This window comes from Streptomyces sp. NBC_01508, assembly GCF_045040315.1.
Taxonomy (GTDB): domain Bacteria; phylum Actinomycetota; class Actinomycetes; order Streptomycetales; family Streptomycetaceae; genus Streptomyces.
On sequence record NZ_CP109419.1, the window covers coordinates 2,077,122 to 2,102,607 of the forward strand.

Sequence of the window (25,486 nt, forward strand, 5' to 3'; positions counted from 1 at the left end):
ACGTCTGGACGCGTAGGAGAAATACGTACACCAGACCGAAGCCACACATGCCGACGACTACTCGGGCGATCGCGCCGATGCCGTCGCCGCCCAGGCCTCTCCGGACGGGCGGGACCACAAGAACGACATTATCGGGCGCGCCGCCGATCCCCGGCATCGGCCCCGGTCGGGGCGGGGCGCGCGCAATCACCCGATACCGGTTCCGGCGGTGGGGAGTTGAGAGATCCCACCCCGGCGGCCTCACCCTTTCGGCCCAGTCTCCGCCGATGCCCCTCGGTAACCCCCGTGCACCGTTCCGCCTTGCCCGCGCGGGCTGTGCGCGGGGCCGCACGGGCGGCCTTCGGGGCGCGGCCAGGGGCGATTCGGCGGAGGCTCGCACCGTAGGCGGACAACGTCCGGTGAGGGCGATTCTCCGTGCGCCGGGGCGTACGACCGGAGCACGCAAGGATTGCCCGCGCACCACTGGACGCGGGCACGGATGCGGAGTTCCCTGGCATACGGGGAACGAAGGCGCGCACGTACACGGGGGCTGTCAATCAGGGCACAAGGACTCTCGCCGGATTGGGGCGCTATCAATGACTCGTACGCTCGTCCAGCACCACCAGCAGCAGGTGAACGCCGCGTCGACGGATCCTTCTACGGAGGCGGGCGGGCGCGCCCGTGACTGGGCCGAGATCCAGGAACGGATGCTGGTGCCGCTCTACGAGGCGGTGTACGAGCGCCTGGAGGTCGGCCCCGGCACCCGGCTGCTGGGCCTCGGCTGCGGCTCGGGCCTCGCGCTGCTGATCGCGACCGCCAGGGGCGCCCATGTCACCGGCGTGGACGCCGACAAGGAACGCGTCGCGCTGGCTCGCGAGCGGCTCGTCGACGACGCGCGCCCCATGGCCCACGCGGCACCGTCTTCGGCGCCCGGGAGGTCCGCGGACGGCTCCTGGGGGATGTTCGGCGGCCGGGCGCGGGCGCGCGTGCTGACCGGCGGCGCCACCGCGACCGCTGCCGTCGAGACGGAGCGCCCTTCCTACGACGTGATCACGGCTTTCCAGCCCATAGGTGTCGCCACCGGCGATTCGGACGGGCTCGGACCGGCGCTGGCGGAGGCGGTGCCCATGGCGGACCGCGGCACCCCGGTGGTGCTCGCCGGCTGGGGACCGCCGGAGCGCTGCGCGACGTCCGCCGTCATGCGGGTCGCGGGGCGACTGACCGACCGGCTGCGCAAGGGCGGTGGCTACCGTGCGCCGCGCAGGGACGACCTGGAGGACGTGGCGGCGCGTGCGGGGCTGAAGCCGGACGGGTCGGGGCGGGTGTCCTGCCCGTTCGGCTACGCGGGGATGGAGAGCGCGCTGCGCGGGCTGCTGTCGACCGGAGTGTTCGACGCGGCGGTGCGGGCGACGGACCAGTCCCAGGTGGAGAAGGAGATAGCGGAGGCGCTGCACCCGCATGTCCGGCGCGACGGCACCGTATGGATGCCCAACGTCTTCCGCTACCTGATCGCACGCACGCCCTGACGACGGCCCGTACGGTGCGCCGCCGACCGCCCTTCGCACCGAGGGCAGCGGGACAGTACAGAGCGGACGGACCGAAACAGACCTGACGCGGATGGGGAAGCCGGGAGTCCCTTGTCAGTATCCAGAATCCTGGTTACTGTCCCTTCTGTGACCGGCTTCGACGAACGCTTTCTGACCCGCAACGGCCTCGCCGCCCGGCAGCTCGCCGTTCTGCTGCTCAACCACGAGCCGGACACCCGCCTGCCCCGTGTCCGCGACTTCGCCGAAGAACTGGGCGTCGGCAACGGCACGGTCCAGGCCGCGCTCCAACTCCTGGAGACCGCGGGCGCGATCCGCACGACCGCACGCGGCCATCTCGGCACGTTCCTCGTCCACTCCGACCGCTCGGTCCTCTGGCGACTCTCGGGGCTCGGCACCCTCCTGGCGGCCATGCCGCTGCCCTACTCCCACCGATACGAAGGCCTGGCCACCGGACTGCGCGCCGCGTTCGAGCAGGCCGGGGCGCCTTTCGCGATCACGTTCATGCGCGGCGCCGGGGCCCGCACCACCGCGCTGATCGAGGGCAAGGTCGACCTGGTGGTTCTCTCGCGCTTCGCCGCCGACCGGCTGATCGAGGAGCGCCCCGTGGAACTCGTCGCGGACCTCGGACCCGCGACGTACGTGGGGGCGCACGGGCTGCTGCTGCGCCACGGCGCGGCTCTGGAGACGAAGGGGCTGCGCGTCGCCGTCGACCACGCCTCCGAGGACCAACGCATACTCGCGGAACGGGTCTTCGCCGGACGCACGGACATCAGATGGGTCGAGGCGTCGTACATGCAGCTGCGCGATCTGTTCGCGCACGACCGTGTCGACGCCACCCTGTGGAACCTCGACGAGGTGCAGGACCGGCTCGGCGCCGGCGTGGACGTGCTGCCGCTGGGCGACGAGGTCACCCGCGACCTGTCGCTGCGCAACTCGCGCGCCGCGATCATCGGCAGGACCGAGGGGGCGAAGGCGCTCGACGCCGTACGCGACTCGCTCGACCTGTCGGTCATCACGGCCTGCCAGGCCGAGGTGCTGCGAGGTGAGCGGGCACCGTCGTACTGACCCCGCCACGCCCCGCACCGTCCGGTGCGGGGCCACCCTCCCCCCGCACCGCGAAAAAGAAGCGGCCGAGCCTCTGCTCAAAATCCAGAATCCTGGTTACTGTCGTATTGAAGGGACGAAGGGAACACCATGGACGACCAACTCGCCCTCCGCATCCAGCTGTTCCGCGAGAGCGGCCAGGTCCGGCCCGAGATCGCCGCGTTCGTGACGGCCGAACTGGACGCCCTGGGCACCGAGGGCCGCACCGTCACCGAGGAGACCGCGGGCACACTCACCAGTCACCTCATGATGGCGCTCACCAGGTTGCTCAACGGCGAGCCGATCGCGGAATTCCCCACCGACTCGGAGATCACCGCCGAACTCGCGGGGCACCCGGACGCGGTGGCCCGGGCCCGCGCCGTCTCCGTACGCGCGGCCGCCGAACTCGGCGCGCCCCTCCCCGACTCCGAGATCAACTTCCTCGGACTGCACCTCGCCCTGCTCGACCAGAACTCGCCTCCACGGCGCGAGACATGAGAAGGAACCAGCCATGACGAAGATCCTCACCGGTGGCGTCGGCAAGGCCGAGGTCACGGAGACCGTGAAGAAGCTCGGCCTCGACGGCATCGAGATCACTGTCTCCAACGACATGGACGCCGCGATGAAAATCCGCGGCGGCCAGGCCGACTACTTCCTCGGCACCTGCCACACCGGCGCCGGCGCCTCCCTCGGCGTCCTCGTCGGACTGCTCGGCAAGCCCGCCTGCCACACCTTCGGCCGCTCCGTCCCCACGGAGGACCAGGTGAACGCCCTGCTGGCGGAAGGCAAGAAGGTCTTCGGCTTCGCCATCGACCAGATCGACGTGATCGCCCCGCTCATGGCCCGCGCCATCGCCGCCCGCGGCTGACGGCCCCGTATGAGCCCGGAAGGGCTTGACAGACCGCGTAAGACCCCGCGCCGGGCCCAAGACCCCGCCGGGCACTGAGGAGTGAATCCCGTGAACAGCGTCCTCGCAGCGAGCTCGACGAACCTCGACTTCTCGCTGGCACAGCAACTGACCGTGATAGCGCTGTGTGCGCTGACCGCGTTCATCTCCCATATGGCACTGGCCGTCTTCAACGACGGCGTACGCCCGTTCATGCTCGACTTCATCCAGGGGCGGTCGACGCGCAACGCCACCACCGCCGTGTCCTTCGGCCTTTCGGCCGGCTTCATCTTCGGTCTGGGCGCCCCGATGGCGCTGTCCACCGGCGTGCTCAACCCGTGGCTGGTCTTCCTGCCCACCGACATCCTGGGCATCCTGTCGCCCAAGAAGTGGATCGCTCCGCTGCTGGGCGGCGCGTGGGGCGCCGTCGTCGTGTTCGGCCTCAACGGGGCCAACAACGTCGCGCACGACCTGCCCGTGGACTTCCTGACCGCGCTCCAGCAGATGTCGACGCCGATCCTGTTCCTGTTCACGCTGTTTCCGGTGCTCGCCATCACCAAGCAGTTCGGGCGGCTACGGGGTGGGATAGCCGCGGTCGTCGAGCTGGCCCTTGTCGTGATCACGATGAAGGTCTGGCCCGATGTCTTCCCCGGCTCCATCGCCATGGCGGTCGGCGTCCTGACGCTCATCGGCTTCGCCGTCAACAAGGACCTGGCGCAGCGGAGGCTGGACCGGGCCGAGGCGGCGAAGGCTGTCGCGGCGGGCGAGGTGCCCCCGGAGGGGAAGGACGGGGCGGCGGACGACGCGGACAATCCGATGGCCTCGCTCTTCAGCGCGAGCGCGCTGCGACTGCGCCGCCACCTGCCGCTCTTCATGCTGCTCGGGGCGGGCGTCTGCGTGCTCGCCCAGTCGCATGTGTTCGGCGGCGGGGAGGCGACGAGCTTCCTGATCGCCAAGGGCGACTACGCGGAGGCCGCCCAGGTGGACTTCTACCGGGCGTTCGGCTTCCTACCGCTGATCGCTACCACCGCGCTCGCCTCCGGCGCGTACGGCATCGCGGGCTTCACCTTCGTCTACCCCATCGGCTACCTCATGCCGAACCCGTTCCTCGCCGCCGTCGTCGGCGCGGCGGTCTTCGCCATCGAGGTGCTGGCGCTCTCCGCCATCGGCAAGGTCCTCGGGAAGCTGCCGAGTGTGCGTGACTCCTCCGAGCACCTGCGCAGCGCGATCGGCGACGCGTTGGGGCTCGCGATCCTCTTCGGTTCGCTGATGGCCGCCAACGTCATGGGAGGGGGCCTCGGCATTCTCATCGTGGGCGGGCTCTACCTGCTCAACGAGTCGATGGGGCGCCCCGTGGTGCGGATGGCGGCGGCGCCCGCCGCGGTCATCGTCGGCGGCGTACTGCTGAACGTCCTCTACTGGCTGGACCTGTTCACTCCGATCAAGGGATAAGGGGCGCTCCGGGACCCACCGCGGCGAACACGCACCCCACAGGAAGGCCCCCGCACCATGCAGCAGTACTCCGACCAGGCGCTCCGACCAGGCGATCTGCGCACCGTCACCGGCCCGTTGCCCACCTCCGCCGTACGCGGGCCGGCGCTCGCCCACGAGCACCTGGTCCTCGACCTCGACCGTGCCGGGGAGGGCGCGGCGGTTCTCCACGTGGACCGGCACGGGGCAGCCGTCACCACGGAACTGGCGGCCTTGCGCGAGGAGTACGGTCTCGGCCTGGTCGTCGAGCTGACCTGCCGCGGCATGGGCCGCTCACCGCAGGCCCTGGCGCGGATCTCCGCGGAGTCCGGGGTGCCGGTGGTGGCCGCCACGGGCTGGTACTACGAACCGTTCCACCCGGCGGAGCTCGACGGGGCGAGCGTCGAGGAGCTGACCGCGACGCTCGTACGTGAGAGCGACGACGGATTCGGCGACACCGGAATCCGGCCGGGCGTACTCGGTGAGATCGGCAGCCACGGCGACATGCCGACCGAGCCCGAGAGCCGCGCGCTGCTGGCCTCGGCGCGCGCCGCCGTCGCCACCGGCCTGTCGGTCGCCACCCACGCCCAGCTCGGCCGCGGCGGCCTCGCCCAGCTGGAACTGCTCACCGGGGCAGGTCTGTCACCGCACCGCGTCTCGGTGGGCCACCAGGACCTTCTTGACGCCCCGGCGGTGCACCGTGAGCTGGCGGCGAGCGGCGCGTACGTCGCCTTCGACACCGTCGGCAAGGAGAGCTACCAGAGCGACACCACGCGGCTGCGCCTCCTGCTCGCGCTGGTGGAGGCCGGCCATGCCGACCGGGTACTGCTCAGCTGCGACATCTCCCGACACGCCTATCTTCGGTCGGAGGGCGGCCAGGGGTACGGGCATCTCTTCCGGTCGTTCCTGCCCCGGGTGCGCGCGGCCGGTGTGGACGAGAACCTGATCGACCTGATGACACGGCGCAATCCGCTGCGGTTCCTGACCGGCGCGGACCCGAAGGAGAACTGAGATGTCCGCACAACTGCCGCGCACCTTTCCCCTGGCGACGATCCCGCTGGACGACGCGGTCCGGATGCAGTTCCGGCTGCTGGAGTGCACCGCCGCGCGTTTCGAGGGTCAGCAGCTCTTCGAGGCGGACGCGGGTGTGGTGCCGGGCCTGGGCCGGCCCCGTACCACCGCGCGGGTCGAATCGGTGCTGGCCGACTTCTTCGGCGCCGAGGACGCCGCGCTGGTGCAGGGCGCGGGCACGGGCGCCATCCGGGCGGCGCTCCAGGGCGCCGTCGGGCCCGGCGATCCGCTGCTGATCCACCGGGCGCCGGTCTACCGCACGACCGCGGTGACACTGCGCGGGCTCGGAGTCCGCACCGTCGAGACGGACTTCAACGATGACGCGGCGCTCCGCCGGGCCCTGGACTCGGGGGAATCCGGGTGGGCGTACGTCCAGCACAGCCGGCAACGGCTCACGGACTCGTACGACGCGGGAGACGTTCTCGCGGCCTGCCGCAGCACGGGGGTGCGCACGATCGTGGACGACAACTACGCGGTAATGCGCGCCCCGTTGTCGGGAGTTGAGCTGGGCGCCGACGCCTCGTGCTTCTCGCTCTTCAAACTGCACGGACCCGAAGGGGTCGGCGCCGTCGTCGGGGCGGCCGACCTCGTGGAGCGCGTGCGTGCCGACAACTACTCGGGCGGCGGCCAGGTACAGGGGCACCAGGCACTCGACGCGTTGCGCGCCCTCGCCCACGTCCCCGTGATGTGGGCCGTCCAGTCACAGGTCGGCGCGGAGATCGCCGACCGCCTCGCCGCCGGCGAGGTGCCCGGAGTGGCGGAGGTACGGATCGCCAACACCCAGGACCGCTGTCTGCTCGTACGCCTGGACCGCCCCGTCGCGCGTCAACTGCCCACCGCGGCGGCGCGGTACGGCGCCGCGCCGTACCCCGTAGGCTCCAACTCCCGCTACGAGATCGCCCCGCTCTTCTACCGCATGTCCAGCTCGTCCCTCGACGACGCTCCGGAACTCGCCGACCGGACGGTGCGGATCAACCCCATGCGGGCCGGGGCCGATCTGGTGATCGAGATCCTCCGCCGTTCGCTGCACGACCTGAAGGACTGACCGTGTTCCTGGACGCTGTCCTGGCCCGCAACCCCGCGCTCGTCGATGTGGCGGTCTCGCTGCACCGCTCCGGCGCCATCCCACCCGACACGTACGTGGTCGACGCCGACACCGTGGAGGCCAACGCCGCTCTGCTGGCCGGTGAGGCCGAACGGCTCGGCCTCTCGCTCTGGTTCGTGGTCAAGCAGATCGGCCGCAATCCGGCGCTGATCCGGGCGATCGCCCGGCACATCCCCCGGTTCGCGGCGATCGAGCCGTACGAGGCGCGGCTGCTGCACGACGCGGGGGCACGCGCCGGCAACCTCGGCCATCTCGTACAGATCCCGCCCCGTCAGCTGCCCGAGATGCTCGGCTGGCGGCCGGAGACGGTCACCGTCTTCGACCTCGCCAACGCCCGCGCCGTCTCGGACGCCGCCCGGCGGCTCGGCCTCGTCCAGGACGTTCTCGTGCGTCTTGAGGGCACCGACAAGGTCTACCCGGGGCAGGAGGGCGGCGTACCGCTCGCCGGCCTCGACGGCTTCGCGGCGGCGGCGGAGGCCTTGCCGGGCATCAGGCTCTCGGGCGTCACCGCGTTCCCCTGCGTCCTGTGCGATCCGTTGACCGGCGCGCCGACACCCACGCAGAACTTTCAACTCGCGATCACGGCGCGCGAGTTGCTGGCGGCGCGCGGACACGAAGGGCTGAGGCTCAGCGCGCCCAGTGCCACATCCATGGCCTCCCTCCCCCTCCTCGCCGAGATGGGCGCCACGCACGGCGAGCCGGGCCACGCCCTCACCGGGACGACCCCGCTGCACGCGGTCGACCACCAGCAGCCCGAACGCCCCGCCTACGTGTACGTCAGCGAGGTCGCCCACACGCTCGCCGACGGACGGCCCGCGATCCACGGCGGGGGCTTCTACCCGCGCGCACACATCCGCGACGCCCTGCTGCCGCGCACCGGGCTGCGCCTGCCCGTGCAGGACGCTCCGCCGGAGAACATCGACTACTACCGGCTGCTCCAACGCCCCACCCACGCCGCGGACGTTGAGGTCGGGGACACCGCCGTACTCGCCTTCCGCACCCAGATCTTCGTCACCCGCTCGACCGTCGCGGTCGTCGCCGGGCTCTCCACCGGAGAACCCCGGCTGACCGGCCTGTACGACGCCCAGGGGCGGGCCCGGTAAGGAGTCAGAGCCATGAGCACGACCGTGATCGTCGTCATCGACGGGTTCGGTGTCGGCCCGATGCCGGACGCGGGGTCGCTACGGCCCGGCGATCTCACCGCCGACACCTGCGGGCATGTCCTCGACCACTGCCGCGCGTCGCTGGGCCGGCCGCTCCGGCTGCCCGCGCTCGGGGCGCTGGGCCTCGGCCTCGTCCATCCGCACCCTGATCTCGCGCGGCGGACCGCCCGCCCCGTCGCCGCGGGCCGGGCAGCCCTCGGCTACCCCGGCGCCGACACCTTCGCCGGTCATCAGACCATGATGGGCGCGGACTTCAGCCGGGTGACGGTGGCCCCGTTCGCCGGGCATCTGGACGAGGTGAGCGGCGCGCTGAAGTCCGCAGGGCACCTTGTCGAGCCGCTGCGGGGGCAGCCGCTTCTGCTCGTCGACGGCGCCGTACTGGTCCACGACAATCTGGAGGCCGACCCCGGCATCAACTGGAACGCCTCCGGGCGCCTGGACGACATGTCCTTCGACGGGATCCTGGCCATCGCCCGCACGGTACGGGCGGTCGCGCCGGTCGCCCGCGTGATCGCCGTCGGCGGCCACGCGGACGGGGCGCTCGCCACGTACGTACGAGCCGGTGACGGCGGCACCGTGGGCCTGGACACCCCGGCCACCGGCTTCTACCGCAACGGCGGCCTCCAGGTGCGGCATCTGGGCGTGGACCTCGACCACACCGGGCAACTGCCCGACGTCGCCGCCCGTGCGGGCGTCCCGGTCACCCTCGTCGGCAAGGCGGCCGACATCCTGGCGTGCGAGGCAGCGGTACGGCGCCCCGCCGTCGCGACGGGGGAAGTGCTGGAGCACACGCTGGCGGCGGTACGGGGCGGGCGGGGCGGACTCGTCGTCGCGAACGTCCAGGAGACCGATCTCGCGGGCCACCAGCAGGACACGGGGCGCTACGGAAGCGTCCTGGAGCAGGTCGACGTGGGGCTCGCCGAGCTGACGGGGCTGCTCACGACGCCGGGTGACCGTCTGATCGTCACGGCGGACCACGGCAACGATCCGACGATCGGCCACGCGTACCACACACGCGAGTACGTCCCCGTCCTGATCCATCGCCCGGACGCCACGGGGATCGAACTCCTCCCGGACGCCGCCACCTTGGCGGACGTGGGGGCGACGGCCGCGGCGGCCCTGGGACTGGACGTGGACGCCCTCACAACGGGAACGACGCTGCTCGGTCGGTAGTCCGGCCGCACGCGGTGACCGCGGCAAGTGCCGCGCCGTGGCCGGGCGCCGCGTCACGTGGCGGCCGGAGCCACCGCGCAGGCCGACCCCGCCACCACGTCACCGTGCCTCCGGCCGAAGCGGGGCCTCAGCCCCAGCCTCAGCCCATGAACTTCTTGAATTCGTCGGGCAGTTCGAAGTTCTTGTCCGCCTCGGCCGCCGGCAGGCCGAACGCCCCGCCCGCCTGCGCCGCCTCCTCGCGCCGTACCGCGGCGGCCTGCTCCTCGGCCTTGCGCTTCATCGGGTTGCCGGAGCGCCGCTTCCCCTTGGCCTGCTTCTGCTGCTTCTTCTGCCTGCCGGGCCCGCCGCCCGAGCCCGGGGCGCCCGGCATTCCCGGCATCCCGCCGCCCTGCGCCATCTTCGACATCATCTTGCGGGCCTCGAAGAACCTCTCCACCAGGCTCTTCACGGCGCTGACCTCGACGCCCGAACCCTTGGCGATGCGTGCCCGGCGTGAGCCGTTGATGATGGTCGGTTCGTGCCGCTCGCCCGGCGTCATGGACTTGATGATCGCGGCGGTACGGTCGACGTCCCGCTCGTCGATGTTGCTGATCTGGTCCTTCATCTGCGCCATGCCGGGCAGCATCCCGAGCAGCTTCGAGATGGAGCCCATCTTCCGGACCTGTTCCATCTGCGCCAGGAAGTCGTCGAGCGTGAACTCCTTGGGCCCCTTCGCCAGCTTCTGGGCCATCTTCTCGGCCTCGGCCTGGCTGAAGGTCTGCTCGGCCTTCTCGATGAGGCTGAGCATGTCGCCCATGTCGAGGATGCGCGACGCCATGCGGTCCGGGTGGAACGCGTCGAACTCGTCCAGCTTCTCGCCGTTGGAGGCGAACATGATCTGCTTGCCGGTGACGTGCGCGATGGAGAGCGCGGCGCCGCCGCGGGCGTCGCCGTCGAGCTTGGACAGCACGACGCCGTCGAAGCCGACGCCGTCACGGAAGGCCTCCGCGGTGTTGACCGCGTCCTGGCCGATCATCGCGTCGACGACGAACAGGACCTCGTCGGGGCTGACGGCGTCGCGGATGTCCGCGGCCTGCCGCATCAGTTCCTCGTCGATGCCGAGGCGACCGGCGGTGTCGACGATGACGACGTCGTGGACCCTGTCCTTCGCGTACTTGATCGAGTCCTCGGCGACCTTGACCGGGTCGCCGACGCCGTTGCCGGGCTCGGGGGCGTACACCGAGACGCCCGCGCGTTCGGCGACGACGGAGAGCTGGTTGACGGCGTTGGGGCGCTGGAGGTCACAGGCGACCAGCAGCGGGGAGTGACCCTGGCCCTTGAGCCAGAGGCCCAGCTTGCCCGCGAGGGTCGTCTTGCCCGCGCCCTGGAGACCCGCGAGCATGATCACGGTCGGGGGCTGCTTGGCGAAGCGCAGGCGTCGCGTCTCGCCGCCGAGAATGCCTACGAGCTCCTCATTGACGATCTTGATGATCTGCTGGCTGGGGTTGAGCGCCCGCGAGACCTCCTCACCGCGCGACCGCTCCTTGACCTTCGCGGTGAAGTCGCGGACCACGGGGAGCGCGACGTCCGCCTCGAGGAGCGCGATGCGGATCTCGCGTGCGGTGGCGTCGATGTCCGCCTCGGACAGTCGCCCCTTGCCGCGGAGGGTTTTGAAAGTCGCTGAGAGGCGATCGGAGAGGGTATCGAACACGGCGCTCGTAGGTCCTCAGGGGTCGGGGGCAGAGTGGATTGCTCTCCAGGGTATCCGGCCGGGCGAACACGGAGGGCGCTGCCCGGTGGGAATGCCCCTACGGGGCCCTCGCACGCGGCGTCGTTCCGCCCCGTACGGCGCCGTTCCCGCCACCCCCCGGTCACCTGCGCAGGGCCTCCTCCACCATCTTCGCGACCGTCGTCGCCTCGCCTTCCGTCAGGAGGGCGCCGTCGGCGCGGGTGACGTACACGGTGTCCACGGCGTTCGCGCCCAGCGTCGAGACGTGCGCGCTGCGGACCCGTACCGCCGCGTCCTCCAGCGCCCGCCCGATGCGGTGCAGCAGACCGGGGGCGTCCTGCGCGCGTACTTCTATGACGGTGGCGAGGTCCGAACTGCCCGGCACCACCGTCACCCGGGGCGGCGGTGCCTGTGTACCGCGCCGTCGGGGGTAGGCGGCCTCGCGCTCCGCGAGCCGGGACCGGATGTCGAGCGAGCCGTCCAGGGCGCGTACGAGGTCGGCGCGCAGCCGCGTCGCCTGAGGCAGGGAGCCGTACGCCGCCGCGACCCGCCAGCTCAGCAGCAGGACGTCGGAGACCTCGCCGAGCGCCGTGGGCAGTTCGACGGTGCGCAGATCGGCTGCCCGCACGGTGAGCCGGTGCAGCGCGAGGACCCCGGCGGCGGCCGGCAGGACGCCGGGGCGGTCGGGAAGGGCGATGAGCAGTTCGACGCCGACCGGCTCGGGTTCGTCGTCCTCCTGGGGAGGCTCCGGCTGGGCGTGCAGGGACAGGACGGGGCCGCCGGTGCGCAGCGCCTCGACGGCGAGGCGTTCTTGTTCCGCGCTGGTCACCACGGGGCGGGGGACGGCGGGCGCCCTGCCCTCGAGGGCGGCGGCGACCCGGCCGACGAGGTCCGTGACGAGCGATCCGCGCCAGGTGGACCAGGCGGCGGGCCCGGTGGCGAGGGCGTCCGCCTCGGTGAGCGCGTGGAGCAGTTCGAGGGTGGACAGCGAGTCGACCTTCTCGGCGACGGCGCTGACGGTCGCCGGGTCGTCCAGGTCGCGCCGGGTGGCCGTCTCGACGAGCAGCAGATGGTGGCGTACGAGTGCGGCGACGACGTCCGCGTCGGCGCGGTCGAAGCCGATCCGCAGGGCGACGGAGCGCGCGACGGGCTCGCCGGCCACGGAGTGGTCGCCCGGCATGCCCTTGCCGATGTCGTGGAGCAGGGCGGCGACCAGGAGCAGGTCGGGGCGGCTCACGCGCCGGGCCAGCGCGGACGCCTCGACCGCCGTCTCGACGAGGTGGCGGTCCACGGTCCAGGTGTGCACGGCGTTGCGCTGGGGCCGGCAACGTACGTGCTCCCACTCGGGGATGAGGCGCGTGATGAGGCCTTCGGCCTCCAACGCCTCCCAGACGGCGACGGTCGGCTCCCCCGCGCCGAGCAGCGTGACGAACTCCTCACGTGCCGCCGCTGGCCACGGCACGGGCAGCGGGCGCGCGGCGGCGAGCCGTCGGACGACGTACGGCGAGATCGGCAGCCCGGACTGGGCGGCGGCGGCAGCGGCGCGCAGGGGCAGGACGGCGTCGCGTTCCACGCGCGCCGTCCTGGCGAGTACGGCCTCGCCGTCCTGCTCCACGACGCCTTCGGCGAGCGGTGTCCGCTCCGGGGCGGGCCTGCTGCCGCCGAGGAGGGCGCGGAGGCGGGGGCGGGCGGCGCGGGAGCGCAGGACGCGGTTGACCTCGCGCCAGGTGACGTCGCAGGCGTACGACACGGTGCGCGCCGCTTCGTAGACCTGTCGCAGGAGTTCGTCGGCGTCGCCGACGCCGAGGTCCGCAGCGACGCCGTCCTGCTCCTGGAGGGCGAGCCGGTCGGTGGCCCGGCCGGTCGTCAGGTGCAGGGCGTCACGTACGTCGAGGAGCGCGCGACGGGCGTCGGCCAGCCCCTCTCGGGGGGCGTCGGCCAGCCAGGACGCGGCGACGGCGCGCAGCGCGGTGGCGTCCCTGAGCCCGCCCCGCGCCTCCTTGATGTCGGGTTCGAGGAGGAACTGGAGCTCGCCCCCGCGCTCCGCGCGTTCGCGGCAGAGTTCGTCGAGTTCGGGAAGGCGCCTGGGGGCCTGGTTGCGCCAGTCGGCGAGTACGGCGGTGCGCAGGGCGGCGGTGGGCGCCGGGTCACCGACGATGTGCCGGGCGTCGAGGAGTCCGAGTTGCACCTTCAGGTCCTGGCCGGCGGTCTTGCGGGCCTCGGCGGTCGTACGTACGGAGTGGTCGAGGGCGAGACCGAGGTCCCACACCGGGTACCAGACGCGGTCCGCGAGCGCGGCGATGGCCGCGGCGTCGGAGCTGCCGTCGTGCAGGAGGAGCAGGTCGAGATCGCTGCGGGGCGACAGTTCGCCACGTCCGTAGCCGCCGACGGCGACGAGGGCGGCGCCCTGGACGCCGGCCGCGCGGGCCGCGGCGGTGAACAGCGCGTGCAGCCAGTCGTCCGTGAGCCGGGCCAGGGCGGCCCTGCGCGGTGGCCCGGACCGTGTCTTCTCGTGAAGCAGGCGCAGCCGGGCCGCCGCGTAGCCGCTGGGTTCCGAGTCCGGTTGTCCGGTGGTCTGTTCAGGAGTGGTCACCCGGCAGGTCCCGTCTTTCGGCGGGCGTCCCGCGTGCGGGACGCCCGGTTTCGCTGCGCGTCCGGCTCTCCGAGCGCGCTCGGTGTCTCAACTCGCGCGACGTTGTCGCGAGTTGGGCGCCGACTCGCGCCCCGTGCCCGGAGACGCGAGCGGCGCCGGGCGCACCTCTTGGCGGAGTGCGCCCGGCGCCGGAGCGTGCCCGCTCACCGAGCACGCGCCGGCATCGGACCGGGTCCGGTGTCAGAGAGCGTCGGGGCCGCGTTCCCCCGTACGGACCCGGACCGCCGTGTCCACCGGCACGCTCCACACCTTGCCATCGCCGATCTTGCCCGTCCTGGCGGCCTTCACGACGACCTCGATGAGCTGCGCGGCGTCGCCGTCCTCGACCAGCACCTCGATGCGGATCTTCGGTACGAGGTCAACGGTGTACTCGGCGCCCCGGTAGACCTCGGTGTGGCCGCGCTGCCGGCCGTAGCCGCTTGCTTCCGTGACCGTCAGACCCTGGACGCCGAAGGCCTGAAGGGCCTCCTTGATCTCGTCCAGTCGGTGTGGCTTGACGACTGCGGTGATGAGCTTCATACGTCCACCTTCTTGTTCTGCGTCGCGGCGGCGAGGTCCTTGTCCGGAGCGGTCACACTGCTTCGGCCCGAGGGCGAGCCTCCCACCGCGCTGAAGTCGTAGGCGGATTCGGCGTGGAAGGCCATGTCCACACCGCTGGTCTCGTCGTCCTCGGAGGCCCGGAAGCCGATGGTGGCATCGACGATCTTGGCCAGGATCCAGGAGACCACGAAGGAGTACGCCATCACCGAGAAGGCGCCGACCGCCTGCTTGCCGAGCTGCGAGAAGCCGCCGACGCCGTCGATGGCGAGGACGCCGACGAGCAGGGTGCCGATGACGCCGCCGACGAGGTGGACGCCGACCACGTCGAGCGAGTCGTCGTAGCCCAGCTTGTACTTGAGGCTGACGGCCCACGAGCAGGCCGCGCCGGCGACGACGCCGATGAGCAGCGCGCCGAACGGGTTGACGGCCGCGCCGGACGGGGTGATCGCCACCAGACCGGCGATGGCTCCTGAGGCCGCGCCGAGTGTGGTGAACGCGCCGTGCCTGATGCGTTCGTAGATGAGCCAGCCGAGCATGGCCGCGGCGGTGGCGATCTGCGTGTTGAAGGCCATGGTCGCGGCCGTGCCGTTGGCGGCGAGGGCGGAGCCGGCGTTGAAGCCGAACCAGCCGAACCACAGCAGCGCGGCGCCGAGAACCACCAGCGGCAGGCTGTGCGGCCGCATCGGGTCCTTCTTGAACCCGATGCGCTTGCCGACGACAAGGACCGCGGCGAGTGCTCCGACACCGGCGTTGATGTGGACCGCCGTGCCACCGGCGAAGTCGATCACTTCCAGCTTGAAGAGCCAGCCGTCGGCCTGCCACACCCAGTGCGCGACCGGGAAGTAGACGACGGTGACCCACAGGCCGATGAACAGCGCCCAGGCACTGAACTTGACGCGGTCGGCGAGTGCGCCGCTCATCAGCGCCGGGGTCAGTACGGCGAACATGAGCTGGAACAGGGCGAAGGCGTAGACGGGGATTCCCTCGTCGCCGCCCGTGAGCGTCTCGGCGGTGATGCCCTTCAGACCGATGTGGTCGAAGTTGCCGAGCAGTCCTCCACCGATGTCGTCACCGAAGGTGAGCGAGTACCCGTAGAGCACCCACAGCACGCTGACGATGCCGAGCGAGATGAAGGACATCATGAGCATGTTCAGGGCGCTCTTCACCCGGACCATGCCGCCGTAGAAGAAGGCCAGGCCGGGCGTCATCAGCATGACGAGCGCGGCACTGATCAATACGAATGCGGTATCTGCGCCATTCAAGGCCGGCGTCTCCTCGTGGGTGGGAAATACGGCCCGTGCGGATGCTCTTACTTCTGTGGGCCGACTAGTGGTGAGGAGATTGACGTGGGGTGATTTCGGTCGATGCCGCCCGATGTTTCACGCCAGTGACGAAGTGGTCCAAGGTGTTACGCCTGGATGAACTGCCGTGTCGCACGGTGCGGTGATGGCAGAATCCGGCCGCGGCACCCACCCAGGTGACCCGGCGTGGGGAAGCGTGTCGGGTCGTACGGGGGAGGGTGAGCGCCACTGCCGGACACCGAGAGGCGCCCGGGGGACGCGCGAGAATCCCGCCGGCGCGGGAACGGCGCGGGGGAACCCTACGAGGCGTTCCACGGGCCCCTCAGACGGCTTCTGCGGCCTCCGGAAGCTCCTCGGTGAGTTGCTCGGTGAGCTGGCTGATCTCGGAGACGTCCCCGAAGTCCCTGGTGGCTGTGGACACCGTCTTGCGCAGTCGCGTGTTGACGCGCTCGGAGCGCACCTTCTTGGCGATGCCCAGCGCTTCCTTGATCAGTGGCGTGGACCGCTCGGGCTCCCTCTTAAGGAGGTGGACGGTGGCCATCCCGACGAGGTTCAGCGCGTACGACCGCTGGTGCTCGTCGTCCTTCTCGAAAAGCTGGACGGCGCGCTCCATGACGGGTTCGGCGAGCGAGGCGTACGTCGGGCTGCGCCCGGCCACGTAGGCCAGGTCTCGGTAGGAGTGCGCGTTCTCCCCGTTGAGCTCCGCCTCGGAGAAGAACCGGATCCAGTCGGGCTCCGGTTCGCCGTCGTCCCCCGCGTCGGCGAAGGTGTTCTCCGCCATCCGCACCGCCCGCTTGCACTTGCCGGGCTGGCCCATGTTGGCGTAGGCCCGTGCCTCCATCGCGTACAGCATGGACTGCGTACGGGCCGTGGCGCAGTCCCTGCTGCCGTACTGCGCGAGGTGGATCAGCTCCAAGGCGTCGTCGGGGCGGCCGACATGGATCATCTGACGACTCATGGAGGACAGGACGTACGACCCGAGGGCCTTGTCCCCCGCCTCCTTGGCTGCGTGCAGGGCCAGGACGAAGTACTTCTGGGCGTTGGGCTGGAGGCCCACGTCGTAGCTCATCCAGCCTGCCAGCTCGGACAGTTCGGCCGCGCACCGGAACAACCGCCGCGCGGTGACGTCGCACTGGGGCTCCTGGAGCAGGTCCGTCACCTCGTGGAGCTGCCCCACGACCGCCTTGCGGCGCAGCCCGCCGCCGCACTGCGCGTCCCACTGGCGGAACATCACCGTGGTGGACTCCAGGAGGTCCAGCTCGGGCGTGGAGAGCTTGGAGGGGCGGCGCACCGTGGCCGCGCCCGCGCCGTCCTGGTCGGCCGGTGAGGTGGGCACCAGCCAGCGCTGCATCGGTTCGATGAGGGCCGGTCCGGCGGCGAGCGCGAGCGACGTCCCAAGGAAGCCGCGTCGGGCCAGCATCAGGTCACTGCGCGAGAACTCGCTGATCAGGGAGACGGTCTGGGGTCCCGCCCAGGGCAGATCGACGCCGGACACCGAGGGCGACTGGTGCGCGGAGCGCAGTCCGAGGTCCTCGACCGCGACAACGGTGCCGAAGCGCTCCGAGAACAGCTCCGAGAGGATGCGCGGGATGGGCTCCCGCGGCTGTTCGCCGTCAAGCCAGCGGCGTACCCGCGAGGTGTCCGTGCTGATGTGGTGAGCGCCCATCTGGCGCGCTCTGCGGTTGACTTGGCGCGCGAGTTCGCCCTTGGACCAGCCGCTGCGCCTGAACCACGAACTCAACTGCTCGTTCGAGCGCTTGCCGGTAGCCGTACCGTCTGCGCCGCTGCCGACCACTGGAACGCCCCCATCCGCTGAAGCCCTGTCGCGCGAACTTCTACCAGAATGCCGTCAGTTACGGTCGTCTGTCCGGAGGTCGCGCTCCTTCGAACAGGAAACCGAGTTGCCCGCGGCATAACCACGAACGTGTGACTTCCCATCGTTCGCATACTCAAAGTAATCCTACGATCACCCCTCCCGCGAGGGGGATTCCGTAAACGCCACCATTCGCCACCCCTTCGAATGAACTCGCCTGCGGCCAGGCGCGATTCACTTGGCGGACGACGATCAGGAACAGGCGGAGAGGTGCACGCGGGGGCGCACGGAGGCGGACTCACCACCCCCCGGGTGCCGCCTCGCGCCACCGGAACGTGCACGAAGGAGGCGGGACGCCGACGGAGGGTCACAACGGGGCTCCGCATCGTAACTACCGACAAGTTCGACCTGTTGGAGAGGGCATGGGCTTCACGATCGGCGGAATCCGGGAGATGCGGTCCGGTTCACGGCGCCGCGGCCGCACCATCGAGTGCACGACGGTGGCCGAGTACACAGGACTCTGGGGCTGGGACGTAGTCCCCGGCGCACGGGCCGCGGCGGGCCGCTGCTCCTGCGGCGCCGCCGGATGCCGCGCACCGGGCGCGCATCCGCTGGACCCCGCGCTGGAAGTCCCCGCCGGCGCCACGTTGGACGATGCGGCCAAGGCCTGGTCCAAGACCCCCGGAGCGGCCGTACTGCTGCCCGTGGGGCGCACCTTCGACATCATCGACGTCGCCGAACCGGCGGGTTGTCGCGCCCTGGTCAGGCTGGAGCGGATGGGGCTGCCGCTGGGCCCCGTCGCCGCCACACCGACGGGGCGGGCGCACTTCTTCGTCGCGCCGGGCGCCGCCGCCGAACTGCCCAACCTGCTCTACCGGATGGGCTGGGACGACGCCGGTCTCGATCTGCGCTGTCTCGGCGCGGGCGACCATGTCACCGCCCCACCGTCCGACCTCGGCGGCCTCGGGCCCGTCCGCTGGCTCCGGCCGCCGGCCCTGGACACGGCGGCGGACCCGCCGCAGGCGCGGCTGCTGCTCGGCACCCTGGCGTACGTCTGCCACCGCTCGTCCGTCTGCGACTGAGCCCCGGCCAACGGCCTCCGCCCGCCGCAGCGCCCCTGGCCGCAGCGCCCCTGGCCGCACCGGCCCGACCGCACCGGCCCGACCGCGCCGCGTCGCCTCCGTACGAAGGGCCCCACCGCGTGCGCACCACGCGGAAGGGCCCTTTCTTCGTACGTACGGCGCCCCGTACGACGCGCCTGTCAGCCGTCGATCAGCGCGTCCACGAACGCCTCCGGCTCGAACGGCGCCAGGTCGTCAGGACCCTCACCCAGCCCGATCAGCTTGACCGGCACGCCCAGCTCGCGCTGGACCGCGATCACGATGCCGCCCTTGGCCGTACCGTCCAGCTTGGTCAGCACGATGCCGGTGACATCCACGACCTCGGCGAACACCCGCGCCTGCACGAGGCCGTTCTGCCCCGTCGTCGCGTCCAGGACCAGCAGTACCTCGTCCAGCGGACCGTGCTTCTCCACCACACGCTTGACCTTGCCGAGCTCGTCCATCAGCCCGGTCTTGGTGTGCAGCCGCCCCGCCGTGTCGATGAGGACGACATCGGCCCCCTCGGCGATGCCCTCCTTGACGGCGTCGAACGCGACGGACGCCGGGTCGCCACCCTCGGGACCCCGCACCGTACGCGCGCCCACCCGCTCGCCCCACGTCTGGAGCTGATCGGCGGCGGCGGCGCGGAACGTGTCGGCGGCGCCGAGCACGACCGACCTGCCGTCGGCCACCAGCACCCGGGCCAGCTTGCCCGTCGTCGTGGTCTTGCCGGTGCCGTTGACACCGACGACCATCACGACGCCCGGCGTGTCCAGACCACTCTCGGTCTTCACGGCGCGGTCGAAGTCCGTACGCAGCAGGACGAGCAGTTCCTCGCGCAGCAGCGCCCGCAGCTCGTCGGGAGTACGCGTACCGAGTACCCTGACCCGCTCACGCAGCCGCTCCACCAGCTCCTGCGTGGGCGCGACACCGACGTCGGCGGTGAGCAGGGTGTCCTCGATCTCCTCCCACGTCTCCTCGTCGAGGTGCTCGCGCGACAGCAGCGTGAGCAGCCCCTTGCCGAGGGTGTTCTGCGAGCGGGCGAGCCGGGCCCGCAGCCTGACCAGACGGCCCGCCGACGGTTCCGGGATCTCGATCTCGACCACGGACGGGGCGCCCACGACCGGGTCCTCGACGGCGGGCGGCGTCGCGGTCGCGTCGGCCGCGCCGGGGAGGCCCACCTCCTCGATGGTGCGGCGGGATTCCTCCCGTGGCGGCCCCGCCTCGTCGCCGACGTGCGGCTCGGCGGGCGGGGTCGTGATGGTCGGCGTGCTCGACGGTGCCGAGGGCGGCAGCTGCTTCTTCCTACGGCTGCTGACCACGAGCCCGCTGATCACACCGACAGCGACCAGGGCGATGACTACGGCAAGAATGACGATGTCCACCACGTCATCTTCGCAGGCGGTGGGCGGCTTCGGCCGATGGGGAGATTTCGGGCCCCGACGGGGCGGCGATCCGGGGCCCGGGGCCGGTCAGCCCATCTCCTCCAGCGCCTTGCCCTTGGTCTCGGGAACCCACTTCAGGATGAAGAAGATCGAGACCAGGGCGAAGGCGGAGTAGATCACGTACGCCCCCGAGAGATCCCAGTCCGACAGGGTCGGAAACGAGACCGTGATGGCCCAGTTGGCGATCCACTGTGCCGACGCGGCGACGCCGAGCGCGGCGGCCCGGATCCGGCCGGGGAACATCTCACCGAGCAGCACCCAGACGACGACGCCCCACGACAGCGCGAAGAAGAGCACGAAGGAATGGGCGGCGACGAGCGCCACGGTGCCCTGGGTGTTGGGGATCGAGATGTTGCTGCCGCTGCCGCTCTTGTACGAGAACGCCCAGGCGGCCAGGGCCAGCGACACCGTCATGCCGGCGGAGCCGATCAGCAGCAGCGGCCGGCGGCCGATCCGGTCGACGAAGATCATCGCGATGACGGTGCCGATGATGTTGATGATCGACGTGGTGAACGAGTAGAAGAACGAGCTGGTGGGATCGATGCCGACGGACTGCCACAGCGACGCGCTGTAGTAGAAGATCACGTTGATGCCGACGAGTTGCTGGAGCGCGGAGAGGCCGATGCCGATCCAGACGACCGGCAGGAAGCCGACCCTGCCGAGGAGGTCCTTGAACGTCGGCTTGTGCTCCTTACGGAGGTTGACCTCGATCTCCCGCACTCGCGCGTCCAGGTCGACGTTCTTGTCCTCGACCTCGGCGAGCACGCCCTTGGCCGCGTCGTTCCTGCCGACGGAGATCAGGAAACGGGGCGACTCGGGGATCGCGAGGGAGAGCAGGCCGTAGAGGACCGCCGGGACGACCATGACGCCGAGCATCCACTGCCAGGCCTCCAGGCCGGCGATCTTGCCTCGCTGGTCGCCGTCGGCGATGTTCAGGATGCCGAAGTTCACCAGCTGCGAGAGGGCGATGCCGAGGACGATCGCCGCCTGCTGGAACGAGGCGAGCCGGCCCCGGTACGCGGGCGGCGACACCTCCGCGATGTACGCGGGGCCGATGACGGAGGCCATACCGATGGCGAACCCGCCGATGACCCGCCACATGGCGAGGTCCCAGAGCGCGAACGGCAGCGCCGAGCCGACGGCGCTGATGGTGAACAGCACGGAGGAGATCTGCATGCAGCGGATACGGCCGATCCGGTCGGCGATCCGGCCCGCCGTAGCGGCGCCGATGGCGCAGCCGATCAGCGCGGCGGCGATCACCTGGGCCAGTGCCGCGGAGCCGATGTCGAAGCGCTCCCTGATGGCCTGGACGGCGCCGTTGATGACGGAGCTGTCGTAGCCGAAGAGGAAGCCGCCCATGGCGGCTGCCGCCGTGATGAAGATGACGTGGCCGAGGTGCTCCGGGTGGGCCTGTCGGCCACCGGACTGCGGCGACTGCGCTGTGCTCGTCACATGGGCTCCTGTGGCTGCCCGGAGGATGCGCCGGGCATGGGTGGAAAGCCCTTCCAGTGGGGCACAGCTCCGTCCGGCCCACCACCTGACGGTCGCCGTTCAGCCGCAGGTGACGGCGCGCGTTTCGACGGCCCCTCAGTGGAGGCGCTGGCTGATCACCTTGGAGACTCCGTCGCCCTGCATCGAGACGCCGTACAGCGCGTCGGCGACCTCCATCGTGCGCTTCTGATGCGTGATCACGATCAGCTGCGAACTCTCCTGGAGTTCCTGCATGATCCGGATCAGCCGCTGGAGGTTGGTGTCGTCCAGCGCGGCCTCGACCTCGTCCATCACGTAGAACGGGCTCGGCCTCGCCTTGAAGATCGACACCAGCAGCGCCACGGCGGTCAGCGACCGCTCACCGCCCGACAGCAGCGACAGCCGCTTGACCTTCTTGCCGGGCGGCCGGGCCTCGACGTCCACACCGCTGGTGAGCATGTTGTCGGGATCCGTAAGGATGAGGCGTCCCTCGCCCCCGGGGAAGAGCCGTGAGAAGACGCCCTCGAACTGAAGGGCCGTGTCCCGGTACGCCTCCGTGAAGACCTGCTCGACCCGCTCGTCGACCTCCTTGACCACCTGGAGGAGATCGATACGGGTCTTCTTGAGATCTTCGAGCTGCTCGGAGAGGAACTTGTGCCGCTCCTCCAGCGCCGCGAACTCCTCCAGGGCGAGCGGATTCACCTTCCCGAGTTGCTGATACGCCCGTTCGGCCGACCGGAGCCGCTTCTCCTGCTCGCCCCGTACGTACGGCCGGGGCTGATTGCGCGGGTCCTCGGGGTCCTCCGGCAACTCCTCGCCCTCGGCGGGCAGGGACGGCGGTACGAGCTGGTCCGGGCCGTACTCGGTGATGAGGCCGGCCGGCTCGACGCCCAGCTCCTCCAGGGCCTTCGCCTCCAACTGCTCGATCCTCATCCGCTTCTCGGCGCCCAGGACCTCGCCCCGGTGCACCGAGTCGGTGAGCTTGTCGAGTTCGTTCTTGAGATCGCGCCCCTGGTTCCGCTCCGCGACGAGTTCCTGTTCGCGACCCGCCTTGGCCGCCTCGGCCGCCGTGCGCTCCTCGTCGGCGCGTACGACCGACACCTCCACGTGCGCCAGCAGCTGCCGGGCGCCGGAGGCGACGGCCCCGGCGACGGCGGCCTCGTGGCGCAGTCCGGCCCGCCGCTGCTCGGCGCGTGCCCGTGCCTCGCGCTCGGCGCGGGCGCCCCGGTCGAGCGAGTCCGCACGGCCCGCCAGTCCCTTGACGCGCTCCTCGTGGGTACGGACCTGGAGGCGGGCCTCCATCTCGGTCTGCCGGGCGTTGGCCCCGTCGGCGGCGAGCCTGTCCCGTACGGACGTGTCCGGCTCCTCCTCGGCGGGTGCCTCCTCGGCGACGAGCAGGCGCTCCGCCAGTTCCTCCGACTCCTCGGTGGCCCGGTCCAGCGCGTCCTGGGCCTTCGCGGCGGCTGTCGAGGTCCGCTCGGCCTCGCCTGCGGCGCCCCTGGCCTGGCCGGCGAGCCGCCCCAACTGGCCGGACACGGCGGACTTCTCGCGGTCGGCGGCCCGCCGCCGCTCCCCCAACTCCTCGACGAGCGCGGCGCATTCGGTACGGCGGCCGGTCGCCCCGCGCTGCGTCTCGGCCAGTTCGTCGCACCGTACGGCGAGTTCGGCCAGCTCGGCCGCCGCCTCGTCGACGGATGCCCGTACTTCGAGCAGGCTGGGCGCCCCGGCGGAGCCGCCGTGCGCGAAGTGCGCGCCGAGAAGGTCGCCCTCCGCCGTCACGGCGGTCAGGCCGCGATGCGCGGCGACAAGCTCCTCCGCGTCCTCCAGGGTGCCGACGACGACCATGTCCCGGACGAGGCGTCGTACGGCGCCCATGAGCGCGTCAGGACCCTGTACGAGGTCGACGACGCGGGGGACCGCCAGGTCGGTGACGGCCGCGGCGTGTACGGGGCGGGTGTGGGCGGCCCCGTCGGCACCGGCGCCCTCCACGACCGCGGGAGCGTCGCGTGCCCCGTCCCGGTGACCGGGCACGGCCCCGGACGGGGCGCGGGCGTCACCATCCTGGCGCGGCCCCGCTCCCGCAGGGCTTTCGACGCCCCGCGCGCCGTCGCCGCCGGGCGCCCCGCCGCCCTGTCCGGGCACGCCCGGCGCCGTAACGGAGCCGGCCCCCTCGGCCGGGGCGCCGTCGCCGGTTCCGCCCGGCCGCGCCGCCTGCCCCGGTACGCAGGCGGCCCGCGCGGGCGGTTCACCGCCGAGCAGCAGGGAGGCCCGGCCCGCGTCCTCGTTACGCAGGAGGCGGATCGCCTCCGCCGCCGCCACCGCGTCGGTCACCGCGATCGCGTCGGCCGCCGCGCCGAGCGCCGCCGCCACCGGGACCTCGAAGCCCGGTGTGACGGCGAGCAGTTCGGCGGCGGGGCCCAACAGGCCGGCGAGCCGGTCCCGCGCGCCCAGGAGCGCACCGGTGCCGTCCTTGCGGCGCAGCCCGAGGGCGAGCGCGTCGTGGCGGGCGGAGAGGGCGGCACGTTCACGTTCGGCGGCCGTGGCCGCCTCTCGCGCCGCCGTCAGCGCGCCCTCCGCGTCGCCCAGCGCCCGCTTGGCCTCGTCGTGCCGCTCGCCCAGTTCGTGGTCGTCGGCGTCCAGGCCGTCGACCTCGGCCTTGAGTTGTTCGTACTCCTCCTGGGCGGCGACGGCGCGCTCCCGCGCCCCGTCGCGGGCCTCGGCGAGTCGACCGATCTCGGCCTGCGCCGACGCGGCGCGGCTACGGGCGGCGTTCACCTGCCCGTTCAGCCGGGCAAGTCCCTCCCGCCGGTCGGCGATGGCGCGCGCCACGTCCTTGAGACGGCGCTCCTCCGCGGCGAGGTCACGCTCAAGGTCGGAACGGTGCGCGACGGTGTCCTCCAGCGCGCGCTCCGCCGCTTCGAGCGCGGCCTCCAGTTCCGCCTCCTGCTCACGGATGCGGGCGGCCTCACGCTCCATGTCCTCCGGCTCCCGCCCGTGCCGTTCGTCCTCGGGCGTGGCGGTGGCGCTCTTCACCCGGGCGTCGGCCAGCGAGATGGTGCCCCGGACCCGCTCGGCCAGCTGGGAGAGTTCGTACCAGGTCTGCTGCGCGCGCTGAAGTCTCGGCGCCAGCCGCCGTACCTCGTCCTCCAGCTCCGCCTCGCGCGCCAGCGCGTTCCTCAGCCGGAGTTCCGCCTCCTCCCTGCGCTGCTTGAGCGCCGCATCGTCGGCAACCTCCGTACGGAGGGCGTCGCGCAGCTTCACGAGATCGTCGGCGAGCAGTCGCAGCCGCGCGTCGCGCAGGTCTGCCTGAATGACGGCGGCCCGCCGCGCCACCGCGGCCTGTCGCCCCAACGGCTTGAGCTGTCGCCGCAGTTCGTCGGTCAGATCCTGCACTCGCGCGAGGTTGGCCTGCATCGCGTCCAGCTTCCGCAGCGCTTTCTCCTTGCGCTTACGGTGCTTCAGGACGCCCGCGGCCTCTTCGATGAATGCCCTGCGCCCCATCGGATCGGCGTGCAGGACGGAATCGAGTTGTCCCTGGCCGACGATGACATGCATCTCGCGGCCGATACCGGAGTCGGAAAGCAGTTCCTGGATGTCGAGCAGCCGACAGGTGTCTCCATTGAGCTGGTATTCGCTGCCGCCGTTGCGGAACATGATCCGCGTAATGGTGACTTCGGCGTAGTCGATGGGCAGCGCGCCGTCGGAATTGTCGATGGTGAGGGAGACTTCGGCGCGCCCGAGTGGCGGCCGTCCGGTCGTCCCGGCGAAGATCACGTCTTCCATCTTGCCGCCGCGCAGCGACTTTGCCCCCTGCTCCCCCATGACCCAGGAAAGCGCGTCCACGACATTGGACTTGCCCGAGCCGTTCGGACCCACGACGCAGGTGATGCCGGGTTCGAACCGCAGCGTCGTGGCGGAGGCGAAGGATTTGAACCCGCGCAGGGTCATGGCCTTGAGGTGCACGCCGCCGGACTCTACC

18 protein-coding genes are annotated in these 25,486 nt (G+C 71.5%); 10 read left to right on the forward strand and 8 right to left on the reverse strand.

The window, feature by feature from the left end; genetic code table 11:
* Positions 1-575: 575 nt before the first annotated feature.
* From OG700_RS09325 to OG700_RS09365, 9 genes are all read left to right on the forward strand, one after another.
* The gene (locus OG700_RS09325; RefSeq protein WP_405611717.1) at positions 576-1,505 is read left to right on the forward strand and encodes a methyltransferase domain-containing protein; all 930 of its coding nucleotides are present in this window, start codon (positions 576-578) and stop codon (positions 1,503-1,505) included.
* Positions 1,506-1,652: 147 nt separating this feature from the next.
* Positions 1,653-2,591: a GntR family transcriptional regulator YhfZ gene (gene yhfZ / locus OG700_RS09330; RefSeq protein WP_405611719.1), complete on the forward strand. Its 939-nt coding sequence runs from the start codon at positions 1,653-1,655 to the stop codon at positions 2,589-2,591.
* Positions 2,592-2,720: 129 nt separating this feature from the next.
* Positions 2,721-3,107 (forward strand): transcriptional antiterminator, encoded by a 387-nt coding sequence (locus OG700_RS09335; protein ID WP_405611721.1) that lies wholly within the window; start codon positions 2,721-2,723, stop codon positions 3,105-3,107.
* 13 nt (positions 3,108-3,120) lie between these two features.
* Positions 3,121-3,477 carry a DUF2620 domain-containing protein gene (locus OG700_RS09340; protein ID WP_405611723.1) on the forward strand — a complete coding sequence of 119 codons (357 nt, stop codon included), beginning with the start codon at positions 3,121-3,123 and terminating at the stop codon, positions 3,475-3,477.
* Positions 3,478-3,567: 90 nt separating this feature from the next.
* A complete protein-coding gene (locus OG700_RS09345; RefSeq protein WP_405611725.1) occupies positions 3,568-4,947 on the forward strand; it encodes a YhfT family protein in 1,380 nt (459 codons plus the stop codon).
* Between the two features lie 57 nt (positions 4,948-5,004).
* A complete protein-coding gene (locus OG700_RS09350; protein ID WP_405611727.1) occupies positions 5,005-5,976 on the forward strand; it encodes a phosphotriesterase in 972 nt (323 codons plus the stop codon).
* 1 nt (position 5,977) lies between these two features.
* Positions 5,978-7,081, forward strand: a complete 1,104-nt coding sequence (locus OG700_RS09355; RefSeq protein ID WP_405611729.1) for an aminotransferase class V-fold PLP-dependent enzyme — start codon at positions 5,978-5,980, stop codon at positions 7,079-7,081.
* Between the two features lie 2 nt (positions 7,082-7,083).
* Entirely contained in the window at positions 7,084-8,244 is a 1,161-nt protein-coding gene (locus tag OG700_RS09360) for an alanine racemase (protein WP_405611731.1), read from the forward strand.
* A 12-nt stretch (positions 8,245-8,256) separates the two neighbouring features.
* On the forward strand, positions 8,257-9,477 hold the full coding sequence (locus OG700_RS09365; protein WP_405611733.1) for a phosphopentomutase: 1,221 nt from the start codon (positions 8,257-8,259) through the stop codon (positions 9,475-9,477).
* Positions 9,478-9,616: 139 nt separating this feature from the next.
* Here the strand turns inward: OG700_RS09365 and ffh are convergent, their stop codons facing one another.
* The 5 genes from ffh to OG700_RS09390 form a co-directional block, all read right to left on the reverse strand.
* On the reverse strand, positions 9,617-11,167 hold the full coding sequence (ffh, locus tag OG700_RS09370; RefSeq protein WP_405611735.1) for a signal recognition particle protein: 1,551 nt from the start codon (positions 11,165-11,167) through the stop codon (positions 9,617-9,619).
* 160 nt (positions 11,168-11,327) lie between these two features.
* Complete coding sequence (locus OG700_RS09375; protein ID WP_405611737.1) at positions 11,328-13,778, reverse strand: [protein-PII] uridylyltransferase; 2,451 nt, start codon at positions 13,776-13,778, stop codon at positions 11,328-11,330.
* Positions 13,779-14,018: 240 nt separating this feature from the next.
* On the reverse strand, positions 14,019-14,357 hold the full coding sequence (locus OG700_RS09380; RefSeq protein ID WP_405611739.1) for a P-II family nitrogen regulator: 339 nt from the start codon (positions 14,355-14,357) through the stop codon (positions 14,019-14,021).
* Complete coding sequence (locus tag OG700_RS09385) at positions 14,354-15,640, reverse strand: ammonium transporter (protein WP_405611741.1); 1,287 nt, start codon at positions 15,638-15,640, stop codon at positions 14,354-14,356. Before OG700_RS09385 ends, OG700_RS09380 begins: the two co-directional genes overlap by 4 nt.
* A gap of 361 nt (positions 15,641-16,001) precedes the next feature.
* A complete protein-coding gene (locus OG700_RS09390; protein ID WP_405611743.1) occupies positions 16,002-17,474 on the reverse strand; it encodes a hypothetical protein in 1,473 nt (490 codons plus the stop codon).
* 440 nt (positions 17,475-17,914) lie between these two features.
* Here OG700_RS09390 and OG700_RS09395 point away from each other — a divergent pair, with 440 nt between their 5' ends.
* Positions 17,915-18,574 (forward strand): bifunctional DNA primase/polymerase, encoded by a 660-nt coding sequence (locus OG700_RS09395; RefSeq protein ID WP_405611745.1) that lies wholly within the window; start codon positions 17,915-17,917, stop codon positions 18,572-18,574.
* Between the two features lie 179 nt (positions 18,575-18,753).
* Here OG700_RS09395 and ftsY read toward each other — a convergent pair whose 3' ends face one another.
* The 3 genes from ftsY to OG700_RS09410 form a co-directional block, all read right to left on the reverse strand.
* Positions 18,754-19,977: a signal recognition particle-docking protein FtsY gene (ftsY, locus tag OG700_RS09400; RefSeq protein WP_405611747.1), complete on the reverse strand. Its 1,224-nt coding sequence runs from the start codon at positions 19,975-19,977 to the stop codon at positions 18,754-18,756.
* 87 nt (positions 19,978-20,064) lie between these two features.
* Complete coding sequence (locus OG700_RS09405; protein ID WP_405611749.1) at positions 20,065-21,489, reverse strand: sugar porter family MFS transporter; 1,425 nt, start codon at positions 21,487-21,489, stop codon at positions 20,065-20,067.
* 135 nt (positions 21,490-21,624) lie between these two features.
* The gene (locus tag OG700_RS09410; RefSeq protein WP_405611751.1) at positions 21,625-25,470 is read right to left on the reverse strand and encodes an AAA family ATPase; all 3,846 of its coding nucleotides are present in this window, start codon (positions 25,468-25,470) and stop codon (positions 21,625-21,627) included.
* Positions 25,471-25,486 lie beyond the last annotated feature (16 nt).

What these genes read in the sequence shown, in the direction of transcription:
- OG700_RS09325 (WP_405611717.1), top strand. Translation starts at nt 576, where the DNA reads ATGACTCGTACGCTCGTCCAGCACCACCAGCAGCAGGTGAACGCCGCG.
- OG700_RS09335 (WP_405611721.1), top strand. Translation starts at nt 2,721, where the DNA reads ATGGACGACCAACTCGCCCTCCGCATCCAGCTGTTCCGCGAGAGCGGC.
- OG700_RS09340 (WP_405611723.1), top strand. Translation starts at nt 3,121, where the DNA reads ATGACGAAGATCCTCACCGGTGGCGTCGGCAAGGCCGAGGTCACGGAG.
- OG700_RS09350 (WP_405611727.1), top strand. Translation starts at nt 5,005, where the DNA reads ATGCAGCAGTACTCCGACCAGGCGCTCCGACCAGGCGATCTGCGCACC.
- OG700_RS09355 (WP_405611729.1), top strand. Translation starts at nt 5,978, where the DNA reads ATGTCCGCACAACTGCCGCGCACCTTTCCCCTGGCGACGATCCCGCTG.
- OG700_RS09365 (WP_405611733.1), top strand. Translation starts at nt 8,257, where the DNA reads ATGAGCACGACCGTGATCGTCGTCATCGACGGGTTCGGTGTCGGCCCG.
- OG700_RS09380 (WP_405611739.1), bottom strand. Translation starts at nt 14,357, where the DNA reads ATGAAGCTCATCACCGCAGTCGTCAAGCCACACCGACTGGACGAGATC.
- OG700_RS09395 (WP_405611745.1), top strand. Translation starts at nt 17,915, where the DNA reads ATGGGCTTCACGATCGGCGGAATCCGGGAGATGCGGTCCGGTTCACGG.